This is a genomic window from Lactobacillus sp. wkB10 (assembly GCF_000760615.1).
Classification (GTDB): Bacteria; Bacillota; Bacilli; order Lactobacillales; family Lactobacillaceae; genus Lactobacillus; species Lactobacillus huangpiensis.
This window is the reverse complement of record NZ_JRJB01000014.1, coordinates 21,384-45,191: the sequence shown is the minus strand read 5'-3', so window position 1 is coordinate 45,191 and position 23,808 is coordinate 21,384. Positions and strand designations below refer to the sequence as shown.

At 34.6% G+C, this 23,808-nt stretch carries 25 protein-coding genes and 1 pseudogene; 23 read left to right on the top strand and 3 right to left on the bottom strand.

Annotation, left to right across the window (positions count from 1 at the left end):
• Window positions 1–27: 27 nt before the first annotated feature.
• The 6 genes and pseudogenes from LACWKB10_RS09115 to LACWKB10_RS09095 all read left to right on the top strand — a co-directional run bounded on the left by LACWKB10_RS09115 (window position 28) and on the right by LACWKB10_RS09095 (window position 3,426).
• Window positions 28–375, top strand: a complete 348-nt coding sequence (locus tag LACWKB10_RS09115; protein WP_052060379.1) for a hypothetical protein — start codon at window positions 28–30, stop codon at window positions 373–375.
• A gap of 150 nt (window positions 376–525) precedes the next feature.
• Window positions 526–711 (top strand): annotated as a pseudogene (locus tag LACWKB10_RS10320) (ABC transporter ATP-binding protein); the annotation flags it as partial.
• Between the two features lie 169 nt (window positions 712–880).
• Complete coding sequence (locus tag LACWKB10_RS09110; RefSeq protein ID WP_034981506.1) at window positions 881–1,735, top strand: ABC transporter ATP-binding protein; 855 nt, start codon at window positions 881–883, stop codon at window positions 1,733–1,735.
• On the top strand, window positions 1,736–2,581 hold the full coding sequence (locus tag LACWKB10_RS09105) for a hypothetical protein (protein ID WP_034981504.1): 846 nt from the start codon (window positions 1,736–1,738) through the stop codon (window positions 2,579–2,581).
• Window position 2,582: 1 nt separating this feature from the next.
• Window positions 2,583–3,035 (top strand): LytTR family DNA-binding domain-containing protein, encoded by a 453-nt coding sequence (locus LACWKB10_RS09100; protein ID WP_034981503.1) that lies wholly within the window; start codon window positions 2,583–2,585, stop codon window positions 3,033–3,035.
• Between the two features lies 1 nt (window position 3,036).
• Window positions 3,037–3,426, top strand: coding sequence for a DUF3021 family protein (locus LACWKB10_RS09095; RefSeq protein WP_034981501.1), 390 nt, complete (start codon window positions 3,037–3,039; stop codon window positions 3,424–3,426).
• 163 nt (window positions 3,427–3,589) lie between these two features.
• Here the strand turns inward: LACWKB10_RS09095 and LACWKB10_RS09090 are convergent, their stop codons facing one another.
• Window positions 3,590–4,339, bottom strand: a complete 750-nt coding sequence (locus LACWKB10_RS09090; RefSeq protein ID WP_034981489.1) for a DeoR/GlpR family DNA-binding transcription regulator — start codon at window positions 4,337–4,339, stop codon at window positions 3,590–3,592.
• 215 nt (window positions 4,340–4,554) lie between these two features.
• Between LACWKB10_RS09090 and LACWKB10_RS09085 the strand changes: the two genes are divergently transcribed.
• The 7 genes from LACWKB10_RS09085 to LACWKB10_RS09055 are packed head-to-tail and all read left to right on the top strand — an operon-like array spanning window position 4,555 to window position 10,809.
• Window positions 4,555–5,382 (top strand): glucose-6-phosphate isomerase family protein, encoded by an 828-nt coding sequence (locus LACWKB10_RS09085; protein ID WP_034981487.1) that lies wholly within the window; start codon window positions 4,555–4,557, stop codon window positions 5,380–5,382.
• 2 nt (window positions 5,383–5,384) lie between these two features.
• Window positions 5,385–6,017, top strand: coding sequence for a 3-hexulose-6-phosphate synthase (hxlA, locus tag LACWKB10_RS09080; RefSeq protein WP_034981480.1), 633 nt, complete (start codon window positions 5,385–5,387; stop codon window positions 6,015–6,017).
• A 5-nt stretch (window positions 6,018–6,022) separates the two neighbouring features.
• Entirely contained in the window at window positions 6,023–6,592 is a 570-nt protein-coding gene (hxlB, locus tag LACWKB10_RS09075) for a 6-phospho-3-hexuloisomerase (RefSeq protein WP_052060378.1), read from the top strand.
• A gap of 12 nt (window positions 6,593–6,604) precedes the next feature.
• Complete coding sequence (gene dhaL, locus LACWKB10_RS09070; protein ID WP_034981476.1) at window positions 6,605–7,246, top strand: dihydroxyacetone kinase subunit DhaL; 642 nt, start codon at window positions 6,605–6,607, stop codon at window positions 7,244–7,246.
• Window position 7,247: 1 nt separating this feature from the next.
• Window positions 7,248–8,216 carry a dihydroxyacetone kinase subunit DhaK gene (locus LACWKB10_RS09065; RefSeq protein WP_034981473.1) on the top strand — a complete coding sequence of 323 codons (969 nt, stop codon included), beginning with the start codon at window positions 7,248–7,250 and terminating at the stop codon, window positions 8,214–8,216.
• A gap of 22 nt (window positions 8,217–8,238) precedes the next feature.
• Window positions 8,239–10,314, top strand: a complete 2,076-nt coding sequence (gene ptsG / locus LACWKB10_RS09060; RefSeq protein ID WP_052060377.1) for a glucose-specific PTS transporter subunit IIBC — start codon at window positions 8,239–8,241, stop codon at window positions 10,312–10,314.
• Between the two features lie 24 nt (window positions 10,315–10,338).
• Window positions 10,339–10,809, top strand: coding sequence for a hypothetical protein (locus tag LACWKB10_RS09055; protein ID WP_034981470.1), 471 nt, complete (start codon window positions 10,339–10,341; stop codon window positions 10,807–10,809).
• Between the two features lie 157 nt (window positions 10,810–10,966).
• Here the strand turns inward: LACWKB10_RS09055 and LACWKB10_RS09050 are convergent, their stop codons facing one another.
• Window positions 10,967–12,421 carry an FAD-dependent oxidoreductase gene (locus LACWKB10_RS09050; RefSeq protein ID WP_034981467.1) on the bottom strand — a complete coding sequence of 485 codons (1,455 nt, stop codon included), beginning with the start codon at window positions 12,419–12,421 and terminating at the stop codon, window positions 10,967–10,969.
• A gap of 110 nt (window positions 12,422–12,531) precedes the next feature.
• Here LACWKB10_RS09050 and LACWKB10_RS09045 point away from each other — a divergent pair, with 110 nt between their 5' ends.
• Window positions 12,532–13,446 (top strand): LysR family transcriptional regulator, encoded by a 915-nt coding sequence (locus LACWKB10_RS09045; protein WP_034981464.1) that lies wholly within the window; start codon window positions 12,532–12,534, stop codon window positions 13,444–13,446.
• A 25-nt stretch (window positions 13,447–13,471) separates the two neighbouring features.
• On the opposite strand, the gene LACWKB10_RS09040 is transcribed toward LACWKB10_RS09045, so the two are convergent.
• Window positions 13,472–14,779 (bottom strand): APC family permease, encoded by a 1,308-nt coding sequence (locus LACWKB10_RS09040; protein ID WP_034981461.1) that lies wholly within the window; start codon window positions 14,777–14,779, stop codon window positions 13,472–13,474.
• Window positions 14,780–15,166: 387 nt separating this feature from the next.
• Here LACWKB10_RS09040 and rbsK point away from each other — a divergent pair, with 387 nt between their 5' ends.
• From rbsK to LACWKB10_RS08995, 9 genes are all read left to right on the top strand, one after another.
• The gene (rbsK, locus tag LACWKB10_RS09035) at window positions 15,167–16,081 is read left to right on the top strand and encodes a ribokinase (RefSeq protein WP_034981458.1); all 915 of its coding nucleotides are present in this window, start codon (window positions 15,167–15,169) and stop codon (window positions 16,079–16,081) included.
• A 150-nt stretch (window positions 16,082–16,231) separates the two neighbouring features.
• On the top strand, window positions 16,232–17,140 hold the full coding sequence (locus LACWKB10_RS09030) for an L-lactate dehydrogenase (protein ID WP_034981455.1): 909 nt from the start codon (window positions 16,232–16,234) through the stop codon (window positions 17,138–17,140).
• A 366-nt stretch (window positions 17,141–17,506) separates the two neighbouring features.
• Complete coding sequence (locus LACWKB10_RS09025) at window positions 17,507–18,166, top strand: amino acid ABC transporter permease (protein ID WP_034981453.1); 660 nt, start codon at window positions 17,507–17,509, stop codon at window positions 18,164–18,166.
• Entirely contained in the window at window positions 18,147–18,824 is a 678-nt protein-coding gene (locus tag LACWKB10_RS09020) for an amino acid ABC transporter permease (protein ID WP_034981451.1), read from the top strand. The genes LACWKB10_RS09025 and LACWKB10_RS09020 overlap by 20 nt, the downstream gene beginning before the upstream one ends.
• Window positions 18,825–18,829: 5 nt before the next feature.
• Window positions 18,830–19,570 (top strand): amino acid ABC transporter ATP-binding protein, encoded by a 741-nt coding sequence (locus LACWKB10_RS09015; protein ID WP_034981449.1) that lies wholly within the window; start codon window positions 18,830–18,832, stop codon window positions 19,568–19,570.
• Between the two features lie 10 nt (window positions 19,571–19,580).
• Window positions 19,581–20,426: a transporter substrate-binding domain-containing protein gene (locus tag LACWKB10_RS09010; RefSeq protein WP_034981447.1), complete on the top strand. Its 846-nt coding sequence runs from the start codon at window positions 19,581–19,583 to the stop codon at window positions 20,424–20,426.
• Window positions 20,427–20,541: 115 nt separating this feature from the next.
• Window positions 20,542–20,790 (top strand): type B 50S ribosomal protein L31, encoded by a 249-nt coding sequence (locus tag LACWKB10_RS09005; RefSeq protein WP_034981446.1) that lies wholly within the window; start codon window positions 20,542–20,544, stop codon window positions 20,788–20,790.
• Window positions 20,791–20,921: 131 nt separating this feature from the next.
• Window positions 20,922–22,289 carry a UDP-N-acetylmuramoyl-tripeptide--D-alanyl-D-alanine ligase gene (gene murF / locus LACWKB10_RS09000; protein ID WP_034981444.1) on the top strand — a complete coding sequence of 456 codons (1,368 nt, stop codon included), beginning with the start codon at window positions 20,922–20,924 and terminating at the stop codon, window positions 22,287–22,289.
• A 10-nt stretch (window positions 22,290–22,299) separates the two neighbouring features.
• Window positions 22,300–23,781 (top strand): DEAD/DEAH box helicase, encoded by a 1,482-nt coding sequence (locus LACWKB10_RS08995; protein ID WP_034981443.1) that lies wholly within the window; start codon window positions 22,300–22,302, stop codon window positions 23,779–23,781.
• The last annotated feature ends 27 nt before the right edge of the window (window positions 23,782–23,808 follow it).

The following is a 23,808-nucleotide window of genomic DNA, read 5'->3' as shown; positions in this document are numbered from 1 at the left end:
TTAGCATAAAATGAAAGACGCAAACACATGACATTAAAAGGACTGATTGGCTCTAATAAACAACGAGCAATTTTTATTATCTTACTTTATTTTATTTTTGCTGTTACAGGATCACTTGACCAATATTTTTTTCAATTCGCAGTTAACGGACTTAGTGTGGGTAACTTGCCCGTTTACATTCGCTGGCAATTAATTGAATTTATCCCGGTAGTTTGTGGTGTATTTATTTTGCCTTTAGCGACTTACCTTTTTAACGCACAGATTCAGGAATATCTTGATCAATTAAGAAGGCAAATGGTAGACCATTTTATAATGAAAACGATGCGACAGTCGCGCAAATGCAGAATTATCTGCAAAGCAATCTCGATACTTTAACCAGCGATTTTGCTCTGCCCTGGGTTAATGTTCTTAGCAATTTGTTCATCATTTTGCTTTCTGCCGGTGTCCTTTTTAGCTTAAACTGGTCTTTTGTTTTACTAACTGCAATTTTTGTTTTAATAGATTTAAGCTTACTCAAAATAATGGCGCGCGCAGATACATGACAGTAAGATTCTGTTAATTGATGAAGGCACAAGTGCAATTGATCAGGAGGGAACCAGAGCGATCTTGCAAGAACTCCTTAAAATGCCGAGTACTGTCATTTTTATCGCGCATAATTTCGATGAAAAACTGCAAAGTTTATTTGACCGCGAGATTCATTTAAGTAAATAAGTTAATTTTGAACACTAAAGGCGTTGACCAAAATTTGATTAACACCTTTTTAATTTTTGTGTCTTAATTTCATCTTTTTGTGATTACTATTTTGTCTCTTATTATAAAATGCGCTACAAATTTTATTTGAACTAGTATGCTTAATTCAAATTAAGGAAGAGGTATCGCTATGTTAATTGAAACACAAGGGTTAACTAAAAAATTTGGTAATAAAATTGCCGTTAATAAAGCTGATATTCAAATAAAGCAAGGACAATTAGTGGCGTATTTAGGTACGAATGGTGCAGGCAAGTCAACCACAATAAATATGTTAACAGGACTATTAAAACCAACTTCAGGTATCATTTCAAAAGCCTCAAATCTTAAAATTGGAGTAGTTTTTCAAAATAGCGTTTTAGATAATGTTTTAACAGTCAAGGATAACCTTTATTTAAGGGCACAGATGTATCGTAAATTTTCTAATGAGTGGCTTGAACACCTAATTGATTTGATCGGCATCAAAGAATTTTTAAATCAAAAATTTAGCACTTTATCAGGTGGTCAAAAAAGAAAGGTAGACATAGCTCGAGCATTGATTTGTAATCCGGATTTGCTTTTTTTAGATGAACCAACTACAGGACTTGATATCCAAACAAGAAATGCTATTTGGAAATTATTGACTAAACTGCAGCAGCAACAAAACCTTACTATTTTTTTGACAACTCATTATTTAGAGGAGGCAGAAAATGCTGACCAAATGTATATTTTGGAAAATGGTAAAATTCTTGCCAGTGGCTCTGCAGCTGAAATTAAGACCGAATTTGCCCCTAATAAATTGATTCTTACTATTAAGGAAACCAAAATTTTACAGATTAAACAAAAAGTTATTCGACTCAGTCAAGATCAAGTTGCGATTGACATATTATCCCCTCAAGAAGCAATTGAAATTTTAAAAAACAATCAAGAAAATATTACCGATTTTTCATATCGCAAAGGAACAATCAATGATGCCTTCCTTCAGATTACCGGAAAGGAGATACATTAAATGTTTGCATTATTTCGTAGAAATTTGAAAATTTATTTCTCTAACATTCCTGCTGTATTCATGTCATGCTTGGGTGCACTGATTTCTTTCTTTATCTATATTGGCTTTTTGCAAAATAATTTAAGAAGTAATTGGCAGCAACTGCCTCATGTGACTAAGATATTAGATTTATGGATGATAGCTGGTATAGTTGCGGTTTCTGGTATTACTACCGCTTTTCAAGCCTTAGGTCAACAAGTAAGTGACCGCGAAAGTCGAGCTGACGCTGATTTTGAATTAACAGGCATATCAGGCTTTGCAGAAAATTTTGCTTACATTTTATCAGGAACAACAGTCAGCTTTTTTATGCAAATCATCACCTTTATCGTAATGGCAATATACTTTTCATTAGTTGATCATATTACGATTCCTCAATCAGCTTATTTACCAGGACTTTTATATATCTTGGTAGGTGCAATTGCAGCTACATTATTAGATGAAATAATCGTGCTTTTCATGCATTCCAGTACTACTTTTAGCAGACTTTCCGCTGTTTTAGGAGCTGCTGCTGGTTTTGCTGTAGCGACCTATTTGCCATATGGGATATTAGTCTCCCAAGCACAAAGTTTGGTAAAATTAGTACCAAGTAGTTATGAAGCAGCTGCTTTAAGATATTTTTTACTTAAGCAGACACTGGCCACTTTTCCTGCTAATGTAAAACGACATTTAACAAATTATTTAGGAATGCAATTTAAGATGAATAATTGGCGGCTAAATAATATGCTCGTTTTACTATTAATGATTGCAATACTAATTTTAGTAATTGGTTTGCTTTCTTTTATCACTGATAGGAGGAGCAATAAGTAAAGTGAAAATTGAATTTAAAACAGATTCTGATTTAAATGAACAGGAAATTGAAGTTGAAATTAAAGCAGCTCAAAAAAGTGAAGCAGTTAATGATTTAGTTAATTATTTGCACAAATTTGGTGAAAAAAGATATGATCTTTTACCAGTTAAAGTGGAAGACAGAATAGTAACCATTAAACGAACAGAAATTATCAAAGTAGAGATCCAGACAACAGATATTACGTTTTATACTACCAAAAACATGATAAAAACAACTGGTAGATTATATCAGGTACTAGAAAAACTGGGTGATGGGTTTATCCAGGTTTCAAAACATGGCATTATCAATATTAATTTTCTGGAATCGATAGAAGTAGGTTTTGCAGGAAATATGATCGCACTTTTAAAAAATAATCTAAAAGCTGATGTTTCCAGACTGTATTTGCCAGCATTAAAAAGAGAGTTGGGTCTTTAAAATGAGAAAATTAAGTAATTTCATTAACTATTTCTTTACCGGTGTGGGCTTTGGTGCAGCTACTTATTTGATAATATTGACTTTTGCTTTTCCTGATGTTCCTACCCGTTTAGGTGTTATTTCCGTTTTTATTATTTCTGGATTAATAGGAATTTTATCAATGATTTTTGCAATGGATGTGCCGCCTGCTATTGCTTTTAGCGTTCATATTATAGGAACATTTTTATTAGTGTTGTTAATGTCCTGGATAAATAAGTGGCCGATTAATTTTTGGCTGATTGGCGTATTTATATTAGCTTATATTGTTATTTGGCTGATCGTTATTTTGTCACAGGTGCAGACTGTAAAAGAAATAAATTCTAGTATTAAAAAAAGAAATGCGAAAAAATAAAGTCTTATATAGATTTTTAGTTTTTATTATTTAAGTAAAGTTTACTAATGTTAAACAAAATTTTGTCTCATATAGATTAATATTTACAAGTTAAAAGACTAATAAATCAATTTAGCAAATTTTGATTTGTTAGTCTTTTTTGATGCGATTTTTTGTCAATAATTTAGCAAGAAATAACTCTAGCTATTTTTTGCTTGTATTTTTTTAATAAACTTTTATTTGTTTCGTCAGTATATAAGGCGTTTACGTCGGATAGTTGCCCAGCACTAAATGTGGAAAAAGTTTCTAACTTCTCTTTACTAATAGCAACAACTATATTTTTACTTTGTTTGATTAATGTAGTTTTAAGTGTTGCTTCATCATTGTTTGGATAGGTAATACCCATTTTAAAATCTATAGAGGAAACACCTAATAATGTACATTCCAAATTTAGTTGTGAAATTTCATTAATACTCTTTGTTCCTAAAATTACTTTTGTTCTTGGGTTTAAAGAGCCACCAATAATTTCAATTTTAATTTGCTTGTTACGGCTGAGAGATAAGGCAATTGCAGGAGAGTTAGTTATTATTGTTCCATGATATTTGTTAAGTAATTCCTCAGCGATAATTTGATTAGTAGAACCACTGTCTATAAAAATCGTTTTGAACTGTATAAGGTAATCACAAATTACTTTTGCAATTTTTTTCTTTGTTGCAACATCTTGAGTTAGACGATAGTCATAATCTAATACGCCTTGGATTTTCATGACACCACCATGTGTACGCTTTACAAGTCCCTTATTACTTAAGCTATTGAAGTCTTTTCTAATGGTGTCCTCAGTGACATTGAATTTTTTAACTAAATCATTAGTTTCTGCTTTCCCGTTTTGTTCCACAATTTTCAATATCATTTGTTGTCTTTCGGTTTTTAACATCAAAATCCTACCTTACTTAATTGTTTTATATTGTTTTTTATTATATATCTTATATCTTTTTTTGAAAAAATTGCCTTAAACAGCAAAAATTACTGTTATTTTTTAAAATTTTGCTTGAAATCGATTACAAAATTGTTGTATTATACCTTTGTAAATAATTGTTTTTAATTGTTTTAAACATAAACAATTAAAAACATGATTAAAAGGAGGAAAATATGTTAGCAGAATTACAAAAAAGCGGATTACCCATTTACCAAAACAATGGATCAAAAAAGCTATTGTTTGAAGCACCATACATGCTACAAGGATATGGTGAAAAAAATATTTTGCAAATGAGCGACCTATATGAAGATTCATCACATAATGATAAGCATGAAAATGTATATGATGTTTATCGCGGAATTATTTGCGATCAGGATAGAGAACTTTTTAAGCGCTATCAGTTTCAGTATGATATCACGGTTATTCATCAAGGCCGGGTTGGGTTTGAATGCAAAAAGACTAGTGGTCACTACCATGGCTGGGAAAATAATAAGAATCATTCTTATCCAGAGGTATATGAAGTTCTCAGTGGTACGGCAATGTTTGAGCTTCAAAAGTCAATGAATTTTGATGTGACAGAAAAAAATGACATAAAAGTTGACGATATCATTTTGGTCAAAGTAGAAGCGGGGCAAGCAATTATAGTTCCGCCAGATTATGGTCACTGTTCCATTAATATTGGCAAAGGGGATTTAGTTTTCTCTAATTTAGCTTATCAACCATGTGAAATATTTTATGATAATGTTCGATATCATCATGGTCTAGGTGTCTATGTTGGCATGGAAGATGACAAATTAAAGTTTAAAAAGAATGATCATTATAAAAAACTACCACTAGTGAAAATAGCTTTACCGGTTGAAAATGAAAGCCTCGGAATTAAATTTAATCAGCCAGTATATAAAACTTTTCTGGAATCTCCAGACAAATTTAATTTCTTGGGAGACCCGGATAAATATATTGATACGATTATGAAAATGTTTGATATAAGGGAGAAATTTTAATTATGAAAAAATTACACGTAGCGCTTGATTTAGAAACAATTGCACAAGCAGAGAAAGTTTTAGCTGAGGTTGGTCCCTATGTTGATATTATTGAAATAGGGACACCATTGATGATTTCTGAAGGAGCCCAAGCAGTAAAAGAAATAAAAGACTTATATCCAGATAAAGAAGTTTTTGCGGACATAAAAATCATGGATGGTGGTCAGCCAATGTCTGATGTAGCATTTAAAGCCGGTGCTGATATGGTTTCTGTCCTTGGAGCTTCTGAAGACGCAACAATTAAGGAAGTTATTGAAAATGCTAAAAAATATAATGGCAAAGTTCTGGTAGATATGTGTTCTGTAAAAAATATTGCTGAACGTGCCAAAACCGTTGATGAATGGGGTCCGGATTATATTTGTGTCCATGTAGGCTATGACATACAAAACACAGGTGTAAGTCCAATTGAAGAAGTTAAGTTTTTGAAAGGCACTAAAAGTAAAACAGCTGCGGCTGGTGGCATCAAGCTGAGCACGTTTGAAGATGCATGCAAAGCGGATATTGATGATGTCGTTGTTGGTGGTGGACTAGCAAAAGTTGATAACCCAGGAGAAGTTGCTAAGAAAATGTATGAGATTATTGGACAATATCGGTAAAAAATATGGAATATAACACAAAAGAAATAGCTACGATTGCTGGTAAAGAAATATCTGATATAGAAAATAAAGTATCGGGTAAAGATATTGAATTATTAATGAATAAAATTAAAGGTGCAAAAAGAATATTTGTTGCTGGTGCGGGACGTTCACTTTTAATGCTGCGCGCGTTCGCAATGCGACTAATGCACTTAGGTTTTGACAGTTATGTAGTAGGTGATACTATCACACCCGCTTATAGTAAAGATGATCTTTTGATTATTGGCAGTGCTTCAGGAGAGACCGGCAACTTGATTTCAATTTCAAAAAAGGCGCAGGAAATTGGTGGACAAATTTTTGTTTTGACTATATTTCCCGAGTCTACTCTTGGAAAAATGGCTAATGAATTTTTGAGAATCCCTGCTTATACTGATAAGTTACCGGAAAGTGCAGAAAATAAAAAGAACATACTTCCAGGCGGAAGCATGTTTGAAATTTCAATGCTTGTTCTTTTGGACTCAATGATCATTCCACTGGGTGAATATCAAAATATTGCAACCAATAAGTATTTTGACAGACATGCCAACTTAGAATAGGAGTTGTGGAAGATGATTAAAAATAGTCAAGCCATTTCAGTTCCTAAAAGTATAATTGAGTCTATTTGTAAAAATAGGGATTATTTAAGTGAGCTAGATTCATTGGGTGATGGTGATCATGGAATTAATATGTCCAAAGGAATGATCTTAGCACAAAAAATTATTAGTAATGAGCATATTAATGATATGAGTGGAGGATTTCAAGCAATTAAAACAGCCTTAATGGATCACATAGGTGGTTCAATGGGACCCTTATATGGCATGTTTTTCAAGGGATTTATTAAGGCTACAGCAGACAAAGAGGAAATTAGCGGTGATACGGTTAATGATATGCTGCATAATGCCTTGAATAGTGTTGAAAGCATTACAAGCGCTAAGATAGGTGATAAGTCACTTTTAGATACTTTAATTCCCGCAGTCAAAGGTTTTGATCAAGAGTGGCAAATTAATAAAAACTTGATTTCTAGTTTGCAATATATGCAAAAAGAAGCGAAAAAAGGTTTCGAATCAACACGTAATTTAAAAGCAAATATTGGTAGAGCAGCACGCTTAGGAGACAAAACTGTTGGTCATTTGGATGCAGGTGCTGCCTCTTGTAATTTGATTCTGCAAGCTTTTGCAGAATCAATAATTAGTCTTGAAAGAGGAATTTAAAATGCAGCGATTTATTAATAATCCTAATGACGTTGTTGATGAAATTGTTAAAGGGTATCTTCTGGATAATAGAGATTTAGAAACTTTGCCAAATAATTCTCGTGTTGTGAAAAGGAAAAAAATACCTAAACGGGTAACTTTGGTTTCAGGTGGAGGTAGTGGTCATGAACCTTCATTTATTGGTTACATAAGACCTGGGATGCTTGATGCCGCTGCAATTGGAGAAATTTTTTCATCTCCTACAGCTAAATCTTTCAGAGAAGCGTTTAAAGTAGCAGATCAAGGAGCAGGAGTCGCATGTATTTTTGGCAATTATTCTGGAGACAACATGAACGTCAAAAGTGCAATTATGGATGCTGCAGATGAAGGAATAAAAGTTAAAAGTGTTGTATCTAGTGATGATATTGCTTCAGCACCAAAATCTGAAAAAGATCGAAGACATGGTATTGCGGGATTGTACTATATGTGGCTAGTTGCTGGAAAGGTAGCTGAACAGGGTGGGTCCCTTGAAGAAGTTTGTGCGGCAGCACAAAGAGCTGCAGACAATACAGCCAGCATATGTGTTGGATTAAAAGAACTGACTATTCCAGCAGTTGGTCACCCAAATTTTAAGATTCCGGATGGAAAGTATGAATTAGGAATCGGGCATCATGGAGAATCTGGACTAGAAAAGTATAATTTAAGTTCGTCAAATGAGATTGCTAAAAAAATGGTAGGTGAGTTGATTGAGGATTTAGATATTCCTGAAGAAGCTGAGGTAGCAATTATGTTATCTGGACTTGGTAGTACTCCTATTGGTGAGCAGTACATCTTATTTCAAGATGTCATGTATTGGCTCAAAAAACAAGATATTAAGGTAGTATCTACTAAAGTTGGTAATTTGGTAACATCATTGAATATGAATGGGGCAGCATTAACGATATTAAAACTTGATTCCAAATTAAAAGAATGGCTAATAAATAAATGTTAATTTTTAAAGAAGGGGATAGCTTATGAAAAAATTAGGAATGAAGTTTGTGGCAAAACTCACTAATATAGGTGCGTCACTGCAAACTCCAATTGCAATTTTACCTGCTGCAGGGTTACTTTTAGCATTTGGTACTATTTTTACTAGTCAAAGTTTTTTGGCTATGATGCCATTTATGCGAAACCCAGCAAGTGAAAGAATCTTTAATGTGGCATTACAATGTGGGAACATAATTTTTAGTAACTTGCCATTAATATTTTGTGCTGGTGTCGCTATTGGATTGACAAATGATGCTGGAGTAGCTGCACTCTCCTCCATTGTCGGCTATTTAATTATGTGCGTGACAATGGGAGGGACTTTGGGCGTAAGTGATAAAATGGTCCAATCATCTAATGCTTATGCAAACATTTTAGGCATACCGACGTTACAAACGGGTGTTTTAGGAGGCATTCTTGTCGGTGTGATGGTTTCATACATTTATAATAAATTCTATGATGTTAAACTCCCCACAGCTTTTGCATTTTTTGCAGGTAAAAGGAGCGTTCCAATTATCACAGCCTTTGCTGGTTTTGCAATGGGTTTAGTTCTTTGCTTGGTTTGGCCTCCAATCCAAGGAGGAATAAATTGGCTTTCTGATGCAATTGCTAATAGTAGTTCCGTTTTTGCTGGTTTTATGTTTGGTTTTGTTGAAAGACTTACCATTCCATTTGGGATGAATCATATTTGGTGGCCCACTTTTTGGTTACAAGCTGGCTCTTATGTTAATAAAGCTGGGCAAACCATTCACGGCGATCAGTTAATTTTCTTTGCTCAATTAGCTGATAATGCAAAAATAACTGCCGGTACTTTTATGAATGGTGAGTTTATATTAAAAATGTTTAGTATGCCGGCTGCTGCTTTAGCTATGTATAAAACTGCTTATCCAAAAAACAAAAAACGTGTGGGAGGAATTATGCTCTCAGGAGCTATTACAGCATTTGTTGCTGGAGTTACAGAGCCTCTTGAATTTCTTTTTATATTTACTGCTCCAGTATTATTTTTAATTCATGCGGTAATTACTGGCTTAGGCTTTTCAGTAGCTAATTTAGTCGGAGCTCACCTTGGTTTATCATTTTCTGGTGGATTTTTTGATTACTTGTTTTTCAATGTTTTAACTAATAGAACAAATTGGTGGATTGTTATTCCAATTGGTATAGTATTTTTCGGCCTATATTATTTTATGTTTAAATTTGCAATAGAAAAATTTAATCTAAAAACAACTGGTAGAGAAGACGAGTCTGCTGAAAGTGAAAATAGTGCTGATGCTTCAGAAACAAGTGGCGAGATTTCCAATGTCAAACTGATTTCCGGTATTATAGAGAACTTAGGTGGGAAAAATAATATACAAAACGTTAATGCTTGCTATTCTCGCCTTCGTGTGGATGTAAATGATATTAGTAGAGTTAATAGATCATCATTTACTAATTTAGGAGCGTCAGGTGTAACCTCTGTGGGCAATAATATTCAAATTATATATGGCAACAAAGCTCCTGCTATTAAAGATGAAGTTTTAAAAATGCTAAGAGGCGAAAGCATTGCCAGTTCTTCTTTATTGAATAGTGAAGAAGATAAAACAAATTCTGAAAATGTTGATGCTTTAAATGATGTAGTTTCTCCGTTTACTGGTCAGTTTATTCAATTGTCTAAAATTCCAGATGAGGTATTAAGTAAGAAAACTTTAGGTGATGGGTATGGGGTAAATTTAACTGATGGTAAAATAGTTTCCCCTATTTCTGGTAAAGTAACGACTGTTTTTCCAACTAAACATGCACTTGGATTTACCGATAATTTTGGCAATGAAGTATTGCTTCATATCGGAATTGATACTGTAAATTTAAAAGGGAAAGGTTTTAATATTTTAATTAAACCTGGAGATAATATTGTTAAAGGACAAGAAATAGCTGAAGTAAATTTAGATATAATCAAAGAAAATAATTTATCTCCTATTTCTGTAATGATTTTCACTAATTTAAGCAAAGAAAGATATACAGTTAAGCCTTTAGAAACAAATAAAGTTAAAGCAGGCGAAGAAAATATTTTAACAGTTAACTCCGCCCACTGATCAATCTTTTTTGAGGACTTTTTAATGTCAAAAGTTTGGATAAAAAATCATTTAAATTATTTATATAAATTAAATTATATTTTATTGTTTGCTTCTGCAATAATTTATTTAGTTTATATTTATCTTAATACGTCAAAAATTTATAATTTTAATAATTTTGTTGAAATTTTACAACTTAATCCAAAATTTGCAGTTGTTATTATGCTTGCATCAATTAATGCATTAGTGGGATGGTATTTATGGTCAAATGAAAGAATTTTTATGATGGACCTAAGAAAGACCTGTTTATGGCTATTCGTTTTGATTTCTTGTCAAGCATTCCTCTTAAACCTTGTGGTAACAATAGAGTCAATACTATTGTTAATAAGTGTTGTGCTAAATCATAAAAATTTTAATGAAAAAGCCTCATTTTCTATACTTAGTTTTATTCTTTTGCTATTTGTTTTAGGTATTTATCTTCTATGCTTTTATCTTATCTTGAAATTATTAAACTAAAAACAATTTATAAATAAAATTAAAGAACTGAAACTTCATGAATTATTAGAAATTTTTTATTAACTTTTTGACAGTCAATAGAATGAATATTATTATTTTCAGAATTGGTATACAAAAAGCGAGTCACATCAATATGACTCGTTTTTTATAATTTTAATTATCCTTTTATTTGTTGATAAATAACATCAGCAACATGTTTACCAGAATAAAAGACAAATCCTGCCTCAGTACCTGGCATGTTAGGTCCATAGGTATCACCAATCAACATTCCGGCAGCATCATTTCCTGCTGCGTATAAACCTGCGATTGGTTTGCCACTTTGATCTATAACGTTGTGTTCAGTATTTGTTTTTAATCCTCCCATTGTGCAAAATGCTCCAATTCCCAGTTCTATAGCATAGAAAGGACCATTTTCAATTGGAATCATGAAATCCGCTTTTTTACCAAAATCAACATCTTCGCCACTATGAGCAAGCTGATTGTAACGGTCAACCGTTTTTTCTAGATTAGCTAAATTGACTTTATTTGCTAATTCATTTATTGAATCAGCTTTTGTAAGATAAGACGCACCTTCTGCAAATGCCTTTTGCATCTCTTCTTTGAGATGAGGCAGTTTAGTATCATGGTAATCCCAAGTGCCCATTGGCTTGTATAACTTATCATTTGCCAAATGATCTATCGTACTTTGGTCCAAAACTGTAAATACTTTACCTTGAGTAAATAAAGCATTTCCTGCCAATGCAAAATTGTCTACAACTTCTTCGTTAACAAAGCGATCGCCATTCTCGTTAACCCAAAGTAACGATTGCTGATCAGCAGCGCTATTAAGTTCGGAATAGCGGTAAACATAACCCGGCTTAGTATGGTCTTTTAAATAACCGCCAAAAAGCATTGCTGTACCCATTGCATATTTTTGTGCTCCTACTTTCCAGGCAAGTTGTAAACCATCGCCCGTATTTTTTTCAGAATTTACTGGGATAAGCTGATCGACATCATAATGAGTTTCATTTTTGATTAGTTCCTTGTTATTTAGGTATCCACCTGTTGCTAAAACAACAGCCTTAGTATTAATAGTTTTAGTAGAGTGATCTGCTAAACTTTCAATATTCACACTTTCAACCTGTCCGTTATTGCTCAAATTGACTTTGGTTACTTCAGTTGATGTAATGACATCTGTCCCTTGCTTTTTAGCTTTTGGTTCCAAAACATCATGAATTACCGACTTACCTAAGCCCTTGAATAAGTGCCATGTCCTGTAACCACTACCTAAGGGAGCAACATCTAAATATTCGACACCCAAATCTTTTAGCCATTTTATTATTCCAGCTGAAGCATCTATATACTCTTTCCAAACTTGAGTATCAGCACGGTAATGAGAGTAATTAAGCTCTTCAGATAGGACATCTTCTTTTGTTAGTTTTACATTATGTTGCTTTTGCAAGTATGAATCTACTGCAAAAGCACCTTCAATGTATTCTCCACTACCTCCAGTATTTCTGCCTTTTTCAACTACTAAAACTGACAAACCGTTGTGGCTTGCTTCATATGCAGCTGTAAAGCCAGCTGCACCACCACCGACAATAATTACATCATAGTTGTCTTTAACTTCCATTTTTATCCTCCTATACTTTACATAAAAATTATAATCGCTTACATCAAAGTGGTGTTATAGTTAATTTAGACGTAGTAGAACACAAATGTACAGGTGAAAGGTTAGGTAAAATGGACAGTGAACAATTAAAAGTATTTTTGGCAGTTGTCCAACAGGGCAGTTTTGGCAGAGTAGCAGAGGAACGTTACGTTACTCAAAGAGCAGTATCACGGCAGATTTCCCGGTTGGAAAACGAAATTGGAGTAAAATTATTTACCCGTACTACTAATAGTATTCGTCTCACAGCAGCAGGAAAGTACTTTGCTGGTAGGGCACAGGAATATCTTAATAATTTCGATTCAACAATTTCTGAGTTGCAAAATATTTCAAATTCGGACGAATGCACTCTTTATCTGAGTTATTTCTCCATTTTTGATGCTTATATAATGGAAAAAGAAATTATTAATTATAAAAGAAAAAAACTTCTACCTGAAATTCGATTTATTACGGTAGAAGAAAGTGTAGAACATATTCTTGCTGATCTTGTCTTAAATAAACTTGATTGTGCATACGTCAATCATTATGGTTCATATAACATTCCTCAAGCTTCTCTTTATGAATTCTTACCGGTTTACTCAAATGAGATGGTCCTAGGCATAAGCAAAGAAAACAGCTTAAGTAAAAAGAAATATATTGATGAAAAGGACCTAGAAGGTAGAACTTTGTTTTATTACAGCAATGAAAATTCAGATTTTATGCGAAAGACTTTCACTGCAACTTTGCATAAAAGCGAAACTAAATATGAAATTAAAAGGGTATCATCAATTGAACAATTAATGACGAGTACAGCTTTGAATCAAGGAATAGCATATATACCAAAAGGATTAATTGATCATATAATGCAACCTGATTCAGAAATAGTTTATCGTCGTTTTCATTCACAAAAACAAAATCAGAATTATTCTATGCAAATGATTTACTTAAAAAACAATCATTCTCAAGCACTTAAAAGCTTTGTTAGCTCAGTAAGAGAGTTCCAAGTATAAGTGTTTACGCAATATAACTATGCTTTTAAGTTTGATTTCTCTTTTGCACATAAACATAAACAGGCCAGCCGCTAAGAGTCAATAAAATACCTGTAAGTGACAAAAGTGGCTGGGTTAGCGTAGTGGTAACAACAATAAATAAAGCACCACAGATCCCAAGAATAGGTGGAAGAGGATACCAAGGAGTTTTGTACGGTCGTAAAAGATCTGGTTGCCTTTTGCGTAGGATAAGGACACCTAAAAATAATAAAATCGAAAAAATCCAGGAAACATAAACAAGCATGTTTGTTAATGAATCAAATGTACCAGAAAAAATCATAATGGTAGCAATTACGCATTCAAAAATCATGCTGTTAGTAGGCACAATTGTTTTAGAATTTAATTTGCTGAAAAAGCTTGAAGCTGGCAATTTCTTTTCTTTGCCTAAAACGTAAGGCATTCTGGATCCTAAAAGAAGGTGGCCATTAATGGCACCAAACACTGAAACTAAAATTCCTGTAGCAACCAAAGTACCACCAACGCTGCCGAATAATTTTTTGGCGGTAAGTAGAGCAGTTGTCTGGTTACCTACAACTTTTGACCAGGGAATGACTCTAACATAACTCCAGTTAAGAAGAGTGTAAATGATCGTTACTCCTAAAAGTCCCCAAATAATAGCTTTGGCTAAAGTTTTTGCGGGATTTTTTATTTCACTGGCTAAATTACCGATACTTAACCAGCCATCATAAGCAAAAAGCACAGCTAAAAGAGCCTGTCCGAAGGCCATTGCTCCTGAAGCAGATGTTATTTTAGGCGCTGGAGTACCTGCTAATTGATTAGGCCCACTATAAAACAAAGCAAAGATTATAATTGCAGCAATCGGCAAGAGCTTAATAACCAAAGTTATTTTTTGTACCTGACCACTCAATTTTGACCCGATCCAATTGATTAAAAGTATTGCCAGCATCACGATTAGAGCAATCACTGTAGTAGATAAGTCTTTGAAATGTGGTATTTCTTTTAGTTGGGTCGCAAATACGATTGAAAGTGCGGCGATATTTGCCGGATAATAGACAATTATTAATGACCAGCCAAACAGAAAGGCAACTTTGGGACCGTATATTTCTTCCAGATATCTGACAGGTCCACCATCTTTGGGATATATTGATGCCAATTCAGCTATGCTTAATCCTGCCATTAGAGTAATTAAGCCGGCAAAGGGCCACACTATGATACTTAGCCAGGCATTATGAGTTAAAGCCGAAATGTTAGCAATTTTGAAAAAAGCCCCGCCACCAATCATGGTGCCCATGACAGTTGCTAAAGCAGCGAAAAAGTTAAGTTGTCTCTTCATATTTTTACCTTACTTAAATTGAATGATAAAAGTAATTATATGCTTTGGGGAACCAAATTAAAAGATGATGATTTGAAAATTAAAAAATCTTTTCTGAAAGCGTTACGCAATACTTGCCAATTTCGATTATAAGCAGGCAAAAGATGCAGGCAAGGAAACCGATGTAATTGTGATCATTTTAAATAATAAGAATATTGATTCGGATCAAACTAGTATGAGTCAGGTTAATTCACAAACAGAGATTGGATCTTTACCTAGATAAATATTTTAGGGGATATACATAAATAAAACTAATAACACATTTGAGGGTAATTTCAAATGTGTTATTATTTTTGGTAGAAATAAATTATTTGAAAATTATGCTAATTAAGAGGTTTTAGAGTTTAAATGAATAAAGTTACAGTTATTGGCAGTATTAATTTAGATACTAATTTGCGCGTAAAACAGATGCCTAGACCAGGTGAAACTGTACATGCTTCCGGACATTATTCAGCTGCGGGTGGCAAAGGTGCAAATCAAGCGGTGGCTGCGGCAAGGTCAGGATGTGAAGTTAGCTTTATTGGTGGTGTAGGTGACGATGCACCAGGAAAAGAGATGCTGGGCTTACTTAAGAGTGAAGGCATTAATACCCAAGGTATTATCACAGCTAAAAAAGAATCAACTGGACAAGCGTTTATCACAGTAGATGATAGCGGTCAGAATTCAATTACTATATATGCAGGTGCAAATTATGCTTTTGGCTCAGCTGAAGTTGAGCAGAATCAGGATTTGATTAAAAATTCTGACTTCCTTATTGCTCAATTCGAGACTCCACTTGCTGCAACAATTAAAGGTTTTGAAATTGCTCATGAGGCAGGGGTAAAAACAATTTTAAACCCAGCTCCAGGAATGGCTAAAATCCCTGCTGATTTGTTAAAACTTACTGATATCATTACCCCAAACGAAACAGAAGCTGAAACCATCACTGGAATTAAGGTGACTGATGAAAAAACTGCTCAAATGGCTGCTGTCAAATTACATAATCAGGGCGTAAAAACAGTTATTATCACAATCGGTGCTAAAGGAGCATTTTACGACTATCAAAATGAAAGTGAACTGGTTCCGGCTTTTAAAGTCAAGGCTGTAGATACTACAGCTGCCGGAGATACTTTTATTGGCGCAATGACAAGTTTATTGCAGCCAGATTTTTCTAACTTAAGAAATGCAGTTCTTTTTGCTAATAAAGCTTCATCAATTACTGTGCAAAAATATGGTGCTCAACCTTCAATTCCTTATGCAAAAGATATCAAACTTGGTAACTAATGTCTGATTTTGAATTTTAGTTTCAGAAATTAAGAATGCTTTATTTAATGTTTTTAGAGTATTTTTTGCTGTCTTATCTTAGTATAATGATGATGTATTCAAAAAGTTTGTTGAAATATTTTAACAGGTTTAAAAAGAAAGGCACTTATTATGACAACAAAAATAGGTATTATTGGTGATGGTCACGTTGGTTGTACTGTTGCCCATGAATTGATTATTTCAGATTTAGTGGATGATTTGGTAATGATCGATGTAAATGAGGGTAAGGTAAACGCTGATGCCATTGATTTTGAAGATGCAATGGCCAACCTGCCATATCATACCAACATCATTGTTAATGATTACGAAGCGTTGAAAGATGCTGACATTGTGATTAGTACTTTAGGAAAAATATCATTAGAAACCAAAGGTGATCGTTTCCAAGAACTTGAATATAATAAAAAACAGTTAAGCCCGATTACTGAATCTATTAAAAATAGTGGCTTCAACGGTATTCTGATTGTTATTTCTAATCCTGTAGACGCAATAACCAGTCTATACCAGCAACTAACTGGTTTGCCAAAAGAACATGTTTTGGGTACTGGTACTTTACTTGATACAGCAAGAATGAAAAAAGTTGTTGCTAAAAAGTTTAAAGTTGATCCTCGTTCTGTGAGTGGTTTTGCATTAGGTGAACATGGTGATACTCAGTTTACAGCCTGGTCAACAGTAAAAGTATTTGAACAGCCATTAATTGAACTGGCTAAAAATGAATCGTGGGAACCTGAAGATCTGGAAGATGAAATCAGATTTGGTGGTCAAAATGTATTTATGGGCAAGCATTATACTAATTATGGTGTTTCGGCGGCTGCGGTTAGAATTGTGCGAGCTATTTTAACAGATTCACGGACAGAATTACCTGTTTCAAGTTATCAAGAAAAATATGGGACTTACATGTCCTATCCCGCAATTGTTGGGCGTGAAGGTATTGTCCACAAAATTGATTTGCATTTAACTCCTAATGAGGAAAACTTGTTACAGAAGTCTGCTAAGGCAATTAAAGAAAAATCACAAGCTTAACAGACCAAACAAATAGATAAAACGCACTTGATCAAGTGCGTTTTTTAATTAAACTGAAGATAGAAAATGAGAGTAATATTAAGCAAAGTTATTGACAAAAAGTAAGTAAAAGAATAGCATAAGAGGCACTGATAGTTATTTTAGAAAGAAGTGCAGTTAATGAAACAAATGCAAAGAATCGAAAAGAAATTTATTTCAGTAGGACATTTGCAAATAATTGTTTCTCAACTATTCGCGCTCTAATTTAAAATAATAAGTATTTAGGACCTGCGAATAAAGTGTTCGCAGGCCTTTTGTTTTGGGAGAACTACAGTGATAAATAAGCAGACTTATGAGTCCTTTTAAGTACTGCAGAGGGGGTTAAAAATGAACTGGCAAATTATTAATCAAAGTTTGCCTATTTTTGCAAAAGCTTTTCAGCTGACTATCTGGTTGTCTGTTGTTGGAATAATTCTTTCTATTGTAGTAGGAGTTTTCTGCAGTTTAATTCAATATTTTAAAGTACCAATTTTGAGTCAACTAATAACAGCTTATGTAGAGTTAGCAAGAAATACACCTTTATTAATTCAATTGTTTTTTCTGTACTATGCTTTTCCAGTTATTGGACTAAAAATGTCAGCCCAAACGTGTGGAATTATTGGTCTGGTGTTTCTTGGTGGAGCTTATATGGCTGAAGGCTTTACTGGTGGATTTGCCGGTGTCAGTGCAACACAGATTGATGACGGTAAAGCTTTAGGGATGAACAATCTGCAATTAGCTCGTTATGTTGTCTTTCCGCAAGGCTTTGCGCTAAGTATGCCTGCCTTAACAGCAAATATTATATTCCTGATTAAAGAGACTTCTATTTTTTCAGTAATTGCTATTCCTGAATTAACCAATACAGCTCTGGACCTAATTGGAATGTACTACCGGACAAATGAGTATTTGTTAATTTTGGTGATTTCCTACGCAATTATTTTAATTCCAATTATTTTACTTTTAAATTATTTAGAAAGGAAGGTACGCTATGGCACATTCGGCGATTAATGTTTTCTTTGCAGGCAATAACTTTAGCAGAATTTTGCAAGGCTTGTGGACTTCCGTTTGGATTGCAGGTGTTAGTCTGGTTATTGGTCTTGTTTTAGGTACATTACTTGGTGTATTGCGCACTTTACCCAATAAAATAATTCGGTTTATTTTGCGGCTATATCTGGAATTCTTCAGGATAGTTCCCACGATCGTACTATTATTTTTGTTCTACTATATTTTACCGCGCAGTTTTCATATCAATTGGCCTGCCAGTTGGATGGCAGTTTTAGCCTTTGCCCTATGGGTTGCTGCTGAGTTTAGTGATATAGTTCGTGGAGCGATAGAATCAGTTCCTATTGCCCAAAAAGAATCAGGCTTAGCTTTGGGCTTGAGCAAAGTACAACTTTTTCGCTATGTTTTATTGCCCCAAGCCGTGCAACTTGAGTTACCAGCAACTATTAATCTGGCTACAAGAGTTATTAAAACTACCTCTTTATTAATGATGATCAGTATTATGGATGTCATCGCGATTGGACAACAGATTATTGAAGCTAATAACCAAAAATATCCGACAGCTGTTTTTTGGATTTACGGTCTGATTTTCTTTCTATATTTCATAATAGATTATCCATTATCAGTATGGTCTAAACGGCTAGCAGCAAAGCAGGACAGGTGAGATAAATGACAAAAGAAGTTTTACGAGTTGAACATCTAAACAAGTTTTATGGTGATTGGCAAGCTTTACATGATATTAGTTTTACGCTTCATCAAGGTGAAGTGCTGACATTATTAGGTCCTTCCGGTTCTGGTAAAAGTACTTTAATTAGATGCTTAAACGGCTTGGAAGATTTTAAAAGTGGCTCACTTTACTTTAAAGGACAAAAGATTGAGACTGATGCTAAAAATTGGCAGGCCTTACGCCAAAAAATCGGCATGGTTTTTCAAAGTTATGATTTGTTTCCTAACTTTACGGTTCTCGAAAATGTTTTGCTGGCACCAGTAAAAGTACAAAAAAGATCTGAAGAAGAAGTCAAAAAAGAGGCTCTGCAGCTGTTAAAACGAGTAGGATTGGAAAAATACGTTGATTCTTATCCTCGTGAATTGTCTGGTGGACAAAAACAAAGAATTGCTATCGTCAGAGCATTGGCAATGCACCCAGAAGTAATGCTTTTTGATGAGGTTACCGCTTCTCTTGATCCAGAAATGGTTCGGGGAGTTTTACAAATTATGACTGATTTATCCCGTGTTGATCATATGACAATGATTATCGTAACCCACGAAATGAACTTTGCACGCCAAATAGCAGATCAGGTTTTATTTCTGGAAGAAGGAAAAATTTTGGAAAATACACCTGGTAAAGAATTTTTTGAACATCCCCAAACAGATCGTGCTCGAGATTTCTTGACTAGTATGGACTTTTAAGGAGTAAATAATGAAGAAAAATAAAAGCAGAAATATTATTATTGGTGTTTTAGTAGTTTTAATTATTGCAGTTGCCGCATTTTTTGGTATTAAGTCCTCAAAAAATAATAGCAGTAATGCCAATGAAAGCAGCGTGACTACGATTAAAAAGCGGGGAGTTTTACGAGTTGCCGTATTTGGTGATTTGCCTCCTTATGGTTGGGTTGATGATCATGGCAACCGTGTTGGTTATGATGTCCGTCTTGCACGTCAAATGGCTAAGGATTTGGGTGTAAAAGTGAAATTTACCCAGGTTAATGCGAATAATCGCGTAGATACTCTTAATTCAAATAAAGCTGATATTGTTTTAGCTAACTTTACACAAACACCTGAGCGTAAACAAGTTGTTGACTTTGCTAAGCCATACATGAAGGTATCAGTTGGAGTTATTTCTCCTAAGAATGCACCAATTACAAGCGCTTCTCAGCTAAAGGGTAAAAACTTGATTGTCAACAAGGGCACAACGGCAGAAAATTACTTTACCAAAAAGGGCGGTGTAGACTTGTTGAAATTTGACTCTAAAACGCAGCAATTCAACGCTTTTAAAAACAAACGTGCTGCTGCTTTAGCAGATGATAATTCATATCTTTATGCTTGGGTAAAGAAGAATCCTAATTACACTGTTGGAATTAAAAACATCGGACCTAATCAATTCATTTCTCCTGCGGTCAAAAAGGGTAATAAGTCTCTTTTAAATTGGACGAATAAAGAAATTACTAAATTAGCAAATAAAAAATTCTTCACTGATGATTATAATAAGGAACTCAAACCATACTTTGGCAAAGAAGTTAAGCCAAGCGACATTGTTTTAAATTGATGCAGCTGCTATAATAAATAAGTCTTGAATTTTATTATCAAAAATGATAAGGTATTAAACGTTAATCGATTAATCTATGACTTGAAATAGGAGTCATGGCAAAGGAGTAATAATTATGAAACAAGATATTCATCCAGATTACCAACAAGTAGTCTTTATGGATTCAGCAACTGGTGCTAAATTTGTTGCTGGTTCAACATTAAAGCCAAAAGAAACAGTGGATTATGAAGGTAAAACTTACCCACTAGTTCGTGTTGAAATCACTTCAGATTCTCACCCATTTTACACTGGCAAGCAAAAGTTTGCTCAGGCCGATGGTCGAATCGAAAAGTTCAACAAGAAGTATGGCATGAACAACAAGTAATATCTTCAATCTGGTGGAAGGCAGTCCCATTGGGGCTGCTTTTTTATGTAAAGCATAATTGTTATACTACCTAAATAAGGAGTATAATTATTACTTTAGCAAAAAACTCTTTTCGGCTAGGAGATAAAAAGATGAAAATGCAACTGGCAGAAATATCCAAAGCAATAAATTCAAAGTGTGAAGGCAATGATCAGACCGTTATTACTTCTGTTGCCTTCGATTCTAGAAAAATCGCTGCTGGCGGCTTATTTGTACCGCTAAAAGGCGATAGAGACGGTCATGATTTTATCAATAGTGCAATTAGCAACGGAGCAAGTGCTACATTGTGGCAAAAGGATCATCCTAATAAACCTGATAGTATTGCAGTTATAGAAGTTGATGATCCGTTAACTAGCATGCAGGAACTGGCACAGTATTATTTAAATAAAGTTAACCCTACTGTTGTGGGTATTACCGGATCAAATGGTAAAACCACTACTAAAGATATGACGGCAGCTGTTTTAGCAAAGAGATTTAATGTTCATAAAACTGATGCCAACTTCAATAATGAAATTGGCGTACCCATGACTATTTTAGACATGAAACCAAATACAGAAATCTTGGTTTTAGAAATGGGTATGGATCATGCGGGACAATTGCATAAACTAAGTGAATTGACCCATCCTGACGTTACAGTTATCACCATGATTGGCGAAGCACACATTGAATTTTTAGGTTCGCGTGCAGGAATTGCCGATGCTAAAATGGAAATTACTGATTTTTTACGTGAAGATGGCGAACTAATATATAATGGTGATGAATCACTTCTGCGTGAAAGAGCTGATAAAATAACACAGGCAAAAGTTACCTTTGGTTTTGCAAAAAATGATACAGTTTATGCAACGGGCTATCGCAGCTACAAACATCATGCTACATTTACGATTAATAACTCTGATCATAAATTTACTATACCTATGATTGGTAAACACAATGTTTCTAATGCACTTTCTGCTCTTTGTGTCGGCAGGCACTTTGGTGAAAGTGATGAAGAAATAGCTACTGCTTTGGAAAAATTTACTCCGACGGCTGACAGAATGGAATGGGAAAAAGGTGACGTTGGAGAAGACATCATGAGCGATGTTTATAACTCTAATCCTACTGCCGTCCGTGCTGTGATAACTAGTTTTGGTCAGATTCAGGTACCTGCAGGTAGTCGGCGAATCGCTGTTCTGGGTGATATGTTAGAATTAGGAAACAGGTCGGCTGCACTTCATGCTGGTCTGGCAGATTGTCTCGACCCCCAGGTAATTAATGAAGTTTATTTATTTGGTACAGAGATGAAAAATTTAGCAGCTGTACTTAAAGAGAGTTATAAACCGGAAAACTTGCATTATTATACCCAAGATCAAATGCAACATATGATTACTGACTTGAAAAATGATATAAAGCCGAACGATATTGTGGTTTTGAAGGGTTCGCATGGGATGCACCTGGAAAAAGTAGTAGAACGGCTTAGATAAGGAGAATTTTGTGAAATTTTCAGAATTAGGATTAAAAGATGAGCTGTTAAAGGCAATTAAGCGTTCAGGCTTTGAGGAGGCTACGCCAATTCAGGAACAAACTATTCCTTTAGCTTTAGCTGGCAAAGATGTAATTGGGCAGGCTCAAACAGGTACAGGTAAAACCGCAGCTTTTGCTTTACCGATCTTGCAAAATTTAGATAAACACAATAAAGTAATTCAGGCATTAATTATTGAACCGACTCGTGAACTAGCTATTCAAACACAAGAAGAGCTTTTCAGACTTGGTCGTGACGAGAATGCGCGAGTTCAGGTTGTCTATGGTGGTGCCGATATTGGTCGTCAAATTCGTTCTCTTAAAAATCATGTACCAGCAATTTTGGTAGGTACACCGGGACGTTTACTTGATCATTTAAAACGTAAAACGATTGATTTGGAAAATGTTAATACCATTGTTTTAGATGAAGCTGATGAAATGTTAGACATGGGTTTCATCCAAGACATTGAAAGTATTTTGAGTTACGTTAAGAACCGTAAACAGACCTTATTATTTAGTGCCACAATGCCAAAACCAATTTTGAATATTAGTGAAAAATTCATGAACAATCCTGAAATTGTGCGCATTAAGACTAAAGAATTGACTGCTGACTTAATTGACCAGTATTTTGTGCGTGCTAAAGATTCAGAAAAGTTTGACATCATGTGTCGCTTGATTGATGTTGAAAGTCCTGATTTGGCAGTGGTTTTTGTCAGAACCAAACGGCGCGTTGACGAGGTTACCAGAGGCTTACAGGCACGTGGTTATAATGCCGCAGGGATTCATGGCGATTTATCACAGGCACGTAGAATTACTGTGTTAAAAAGATTCCGTGCCGGAAAATTGGATATTTTAGTGGCGACTGATGTAGCTGCACGTGGTCTGGATATTTCAGGTGTAACACATGTATACAATTACGATATACCACAAGATCCAGATTCTTATGTTCACCGTATTGGTCGTACAGGCCGTGCTGGTCAAAATGGCAGTTCCATAACTTTTGTTACGCCAAATGAAATTGGCTATATGAGGACAATTGAGCAGTTAACTAAGAAAAAGATGACGCCATTACGTCCGCCATCTGATGATCAGGCTTTGCGTGGTCAACTTAAGGTTGCTAAGTCTAAGATTGAAGATCTAATGAAAGAGGATTTAACAAAATATACTGATGACGCAAATGAATTGTTGGAAAATTATTCAGCTGTCGATTTGGTGTCTGCCTTTTTGAAGAACTTGTCTAAGGACTCTTCGAATGTAGAGGTTAAAATTAGCTCTGAAAAACCTCTTCCTTATAAAGGTAGTGGTCGCGGTGGTCGTGGCCGTTATAGTCGCGGTAAAAACAGTCGTGGTGGCTATCGCGGCGACCGCAGTCGCGGGCGTGGCAATTACCGTGGAGGGCATTCACGACGTTCTGGTAATGGCAAAAACTTCGTTATTAAAAATAAAAAAGGTTAACGTTTTTACTAAAAAAGAGTTGTGGCA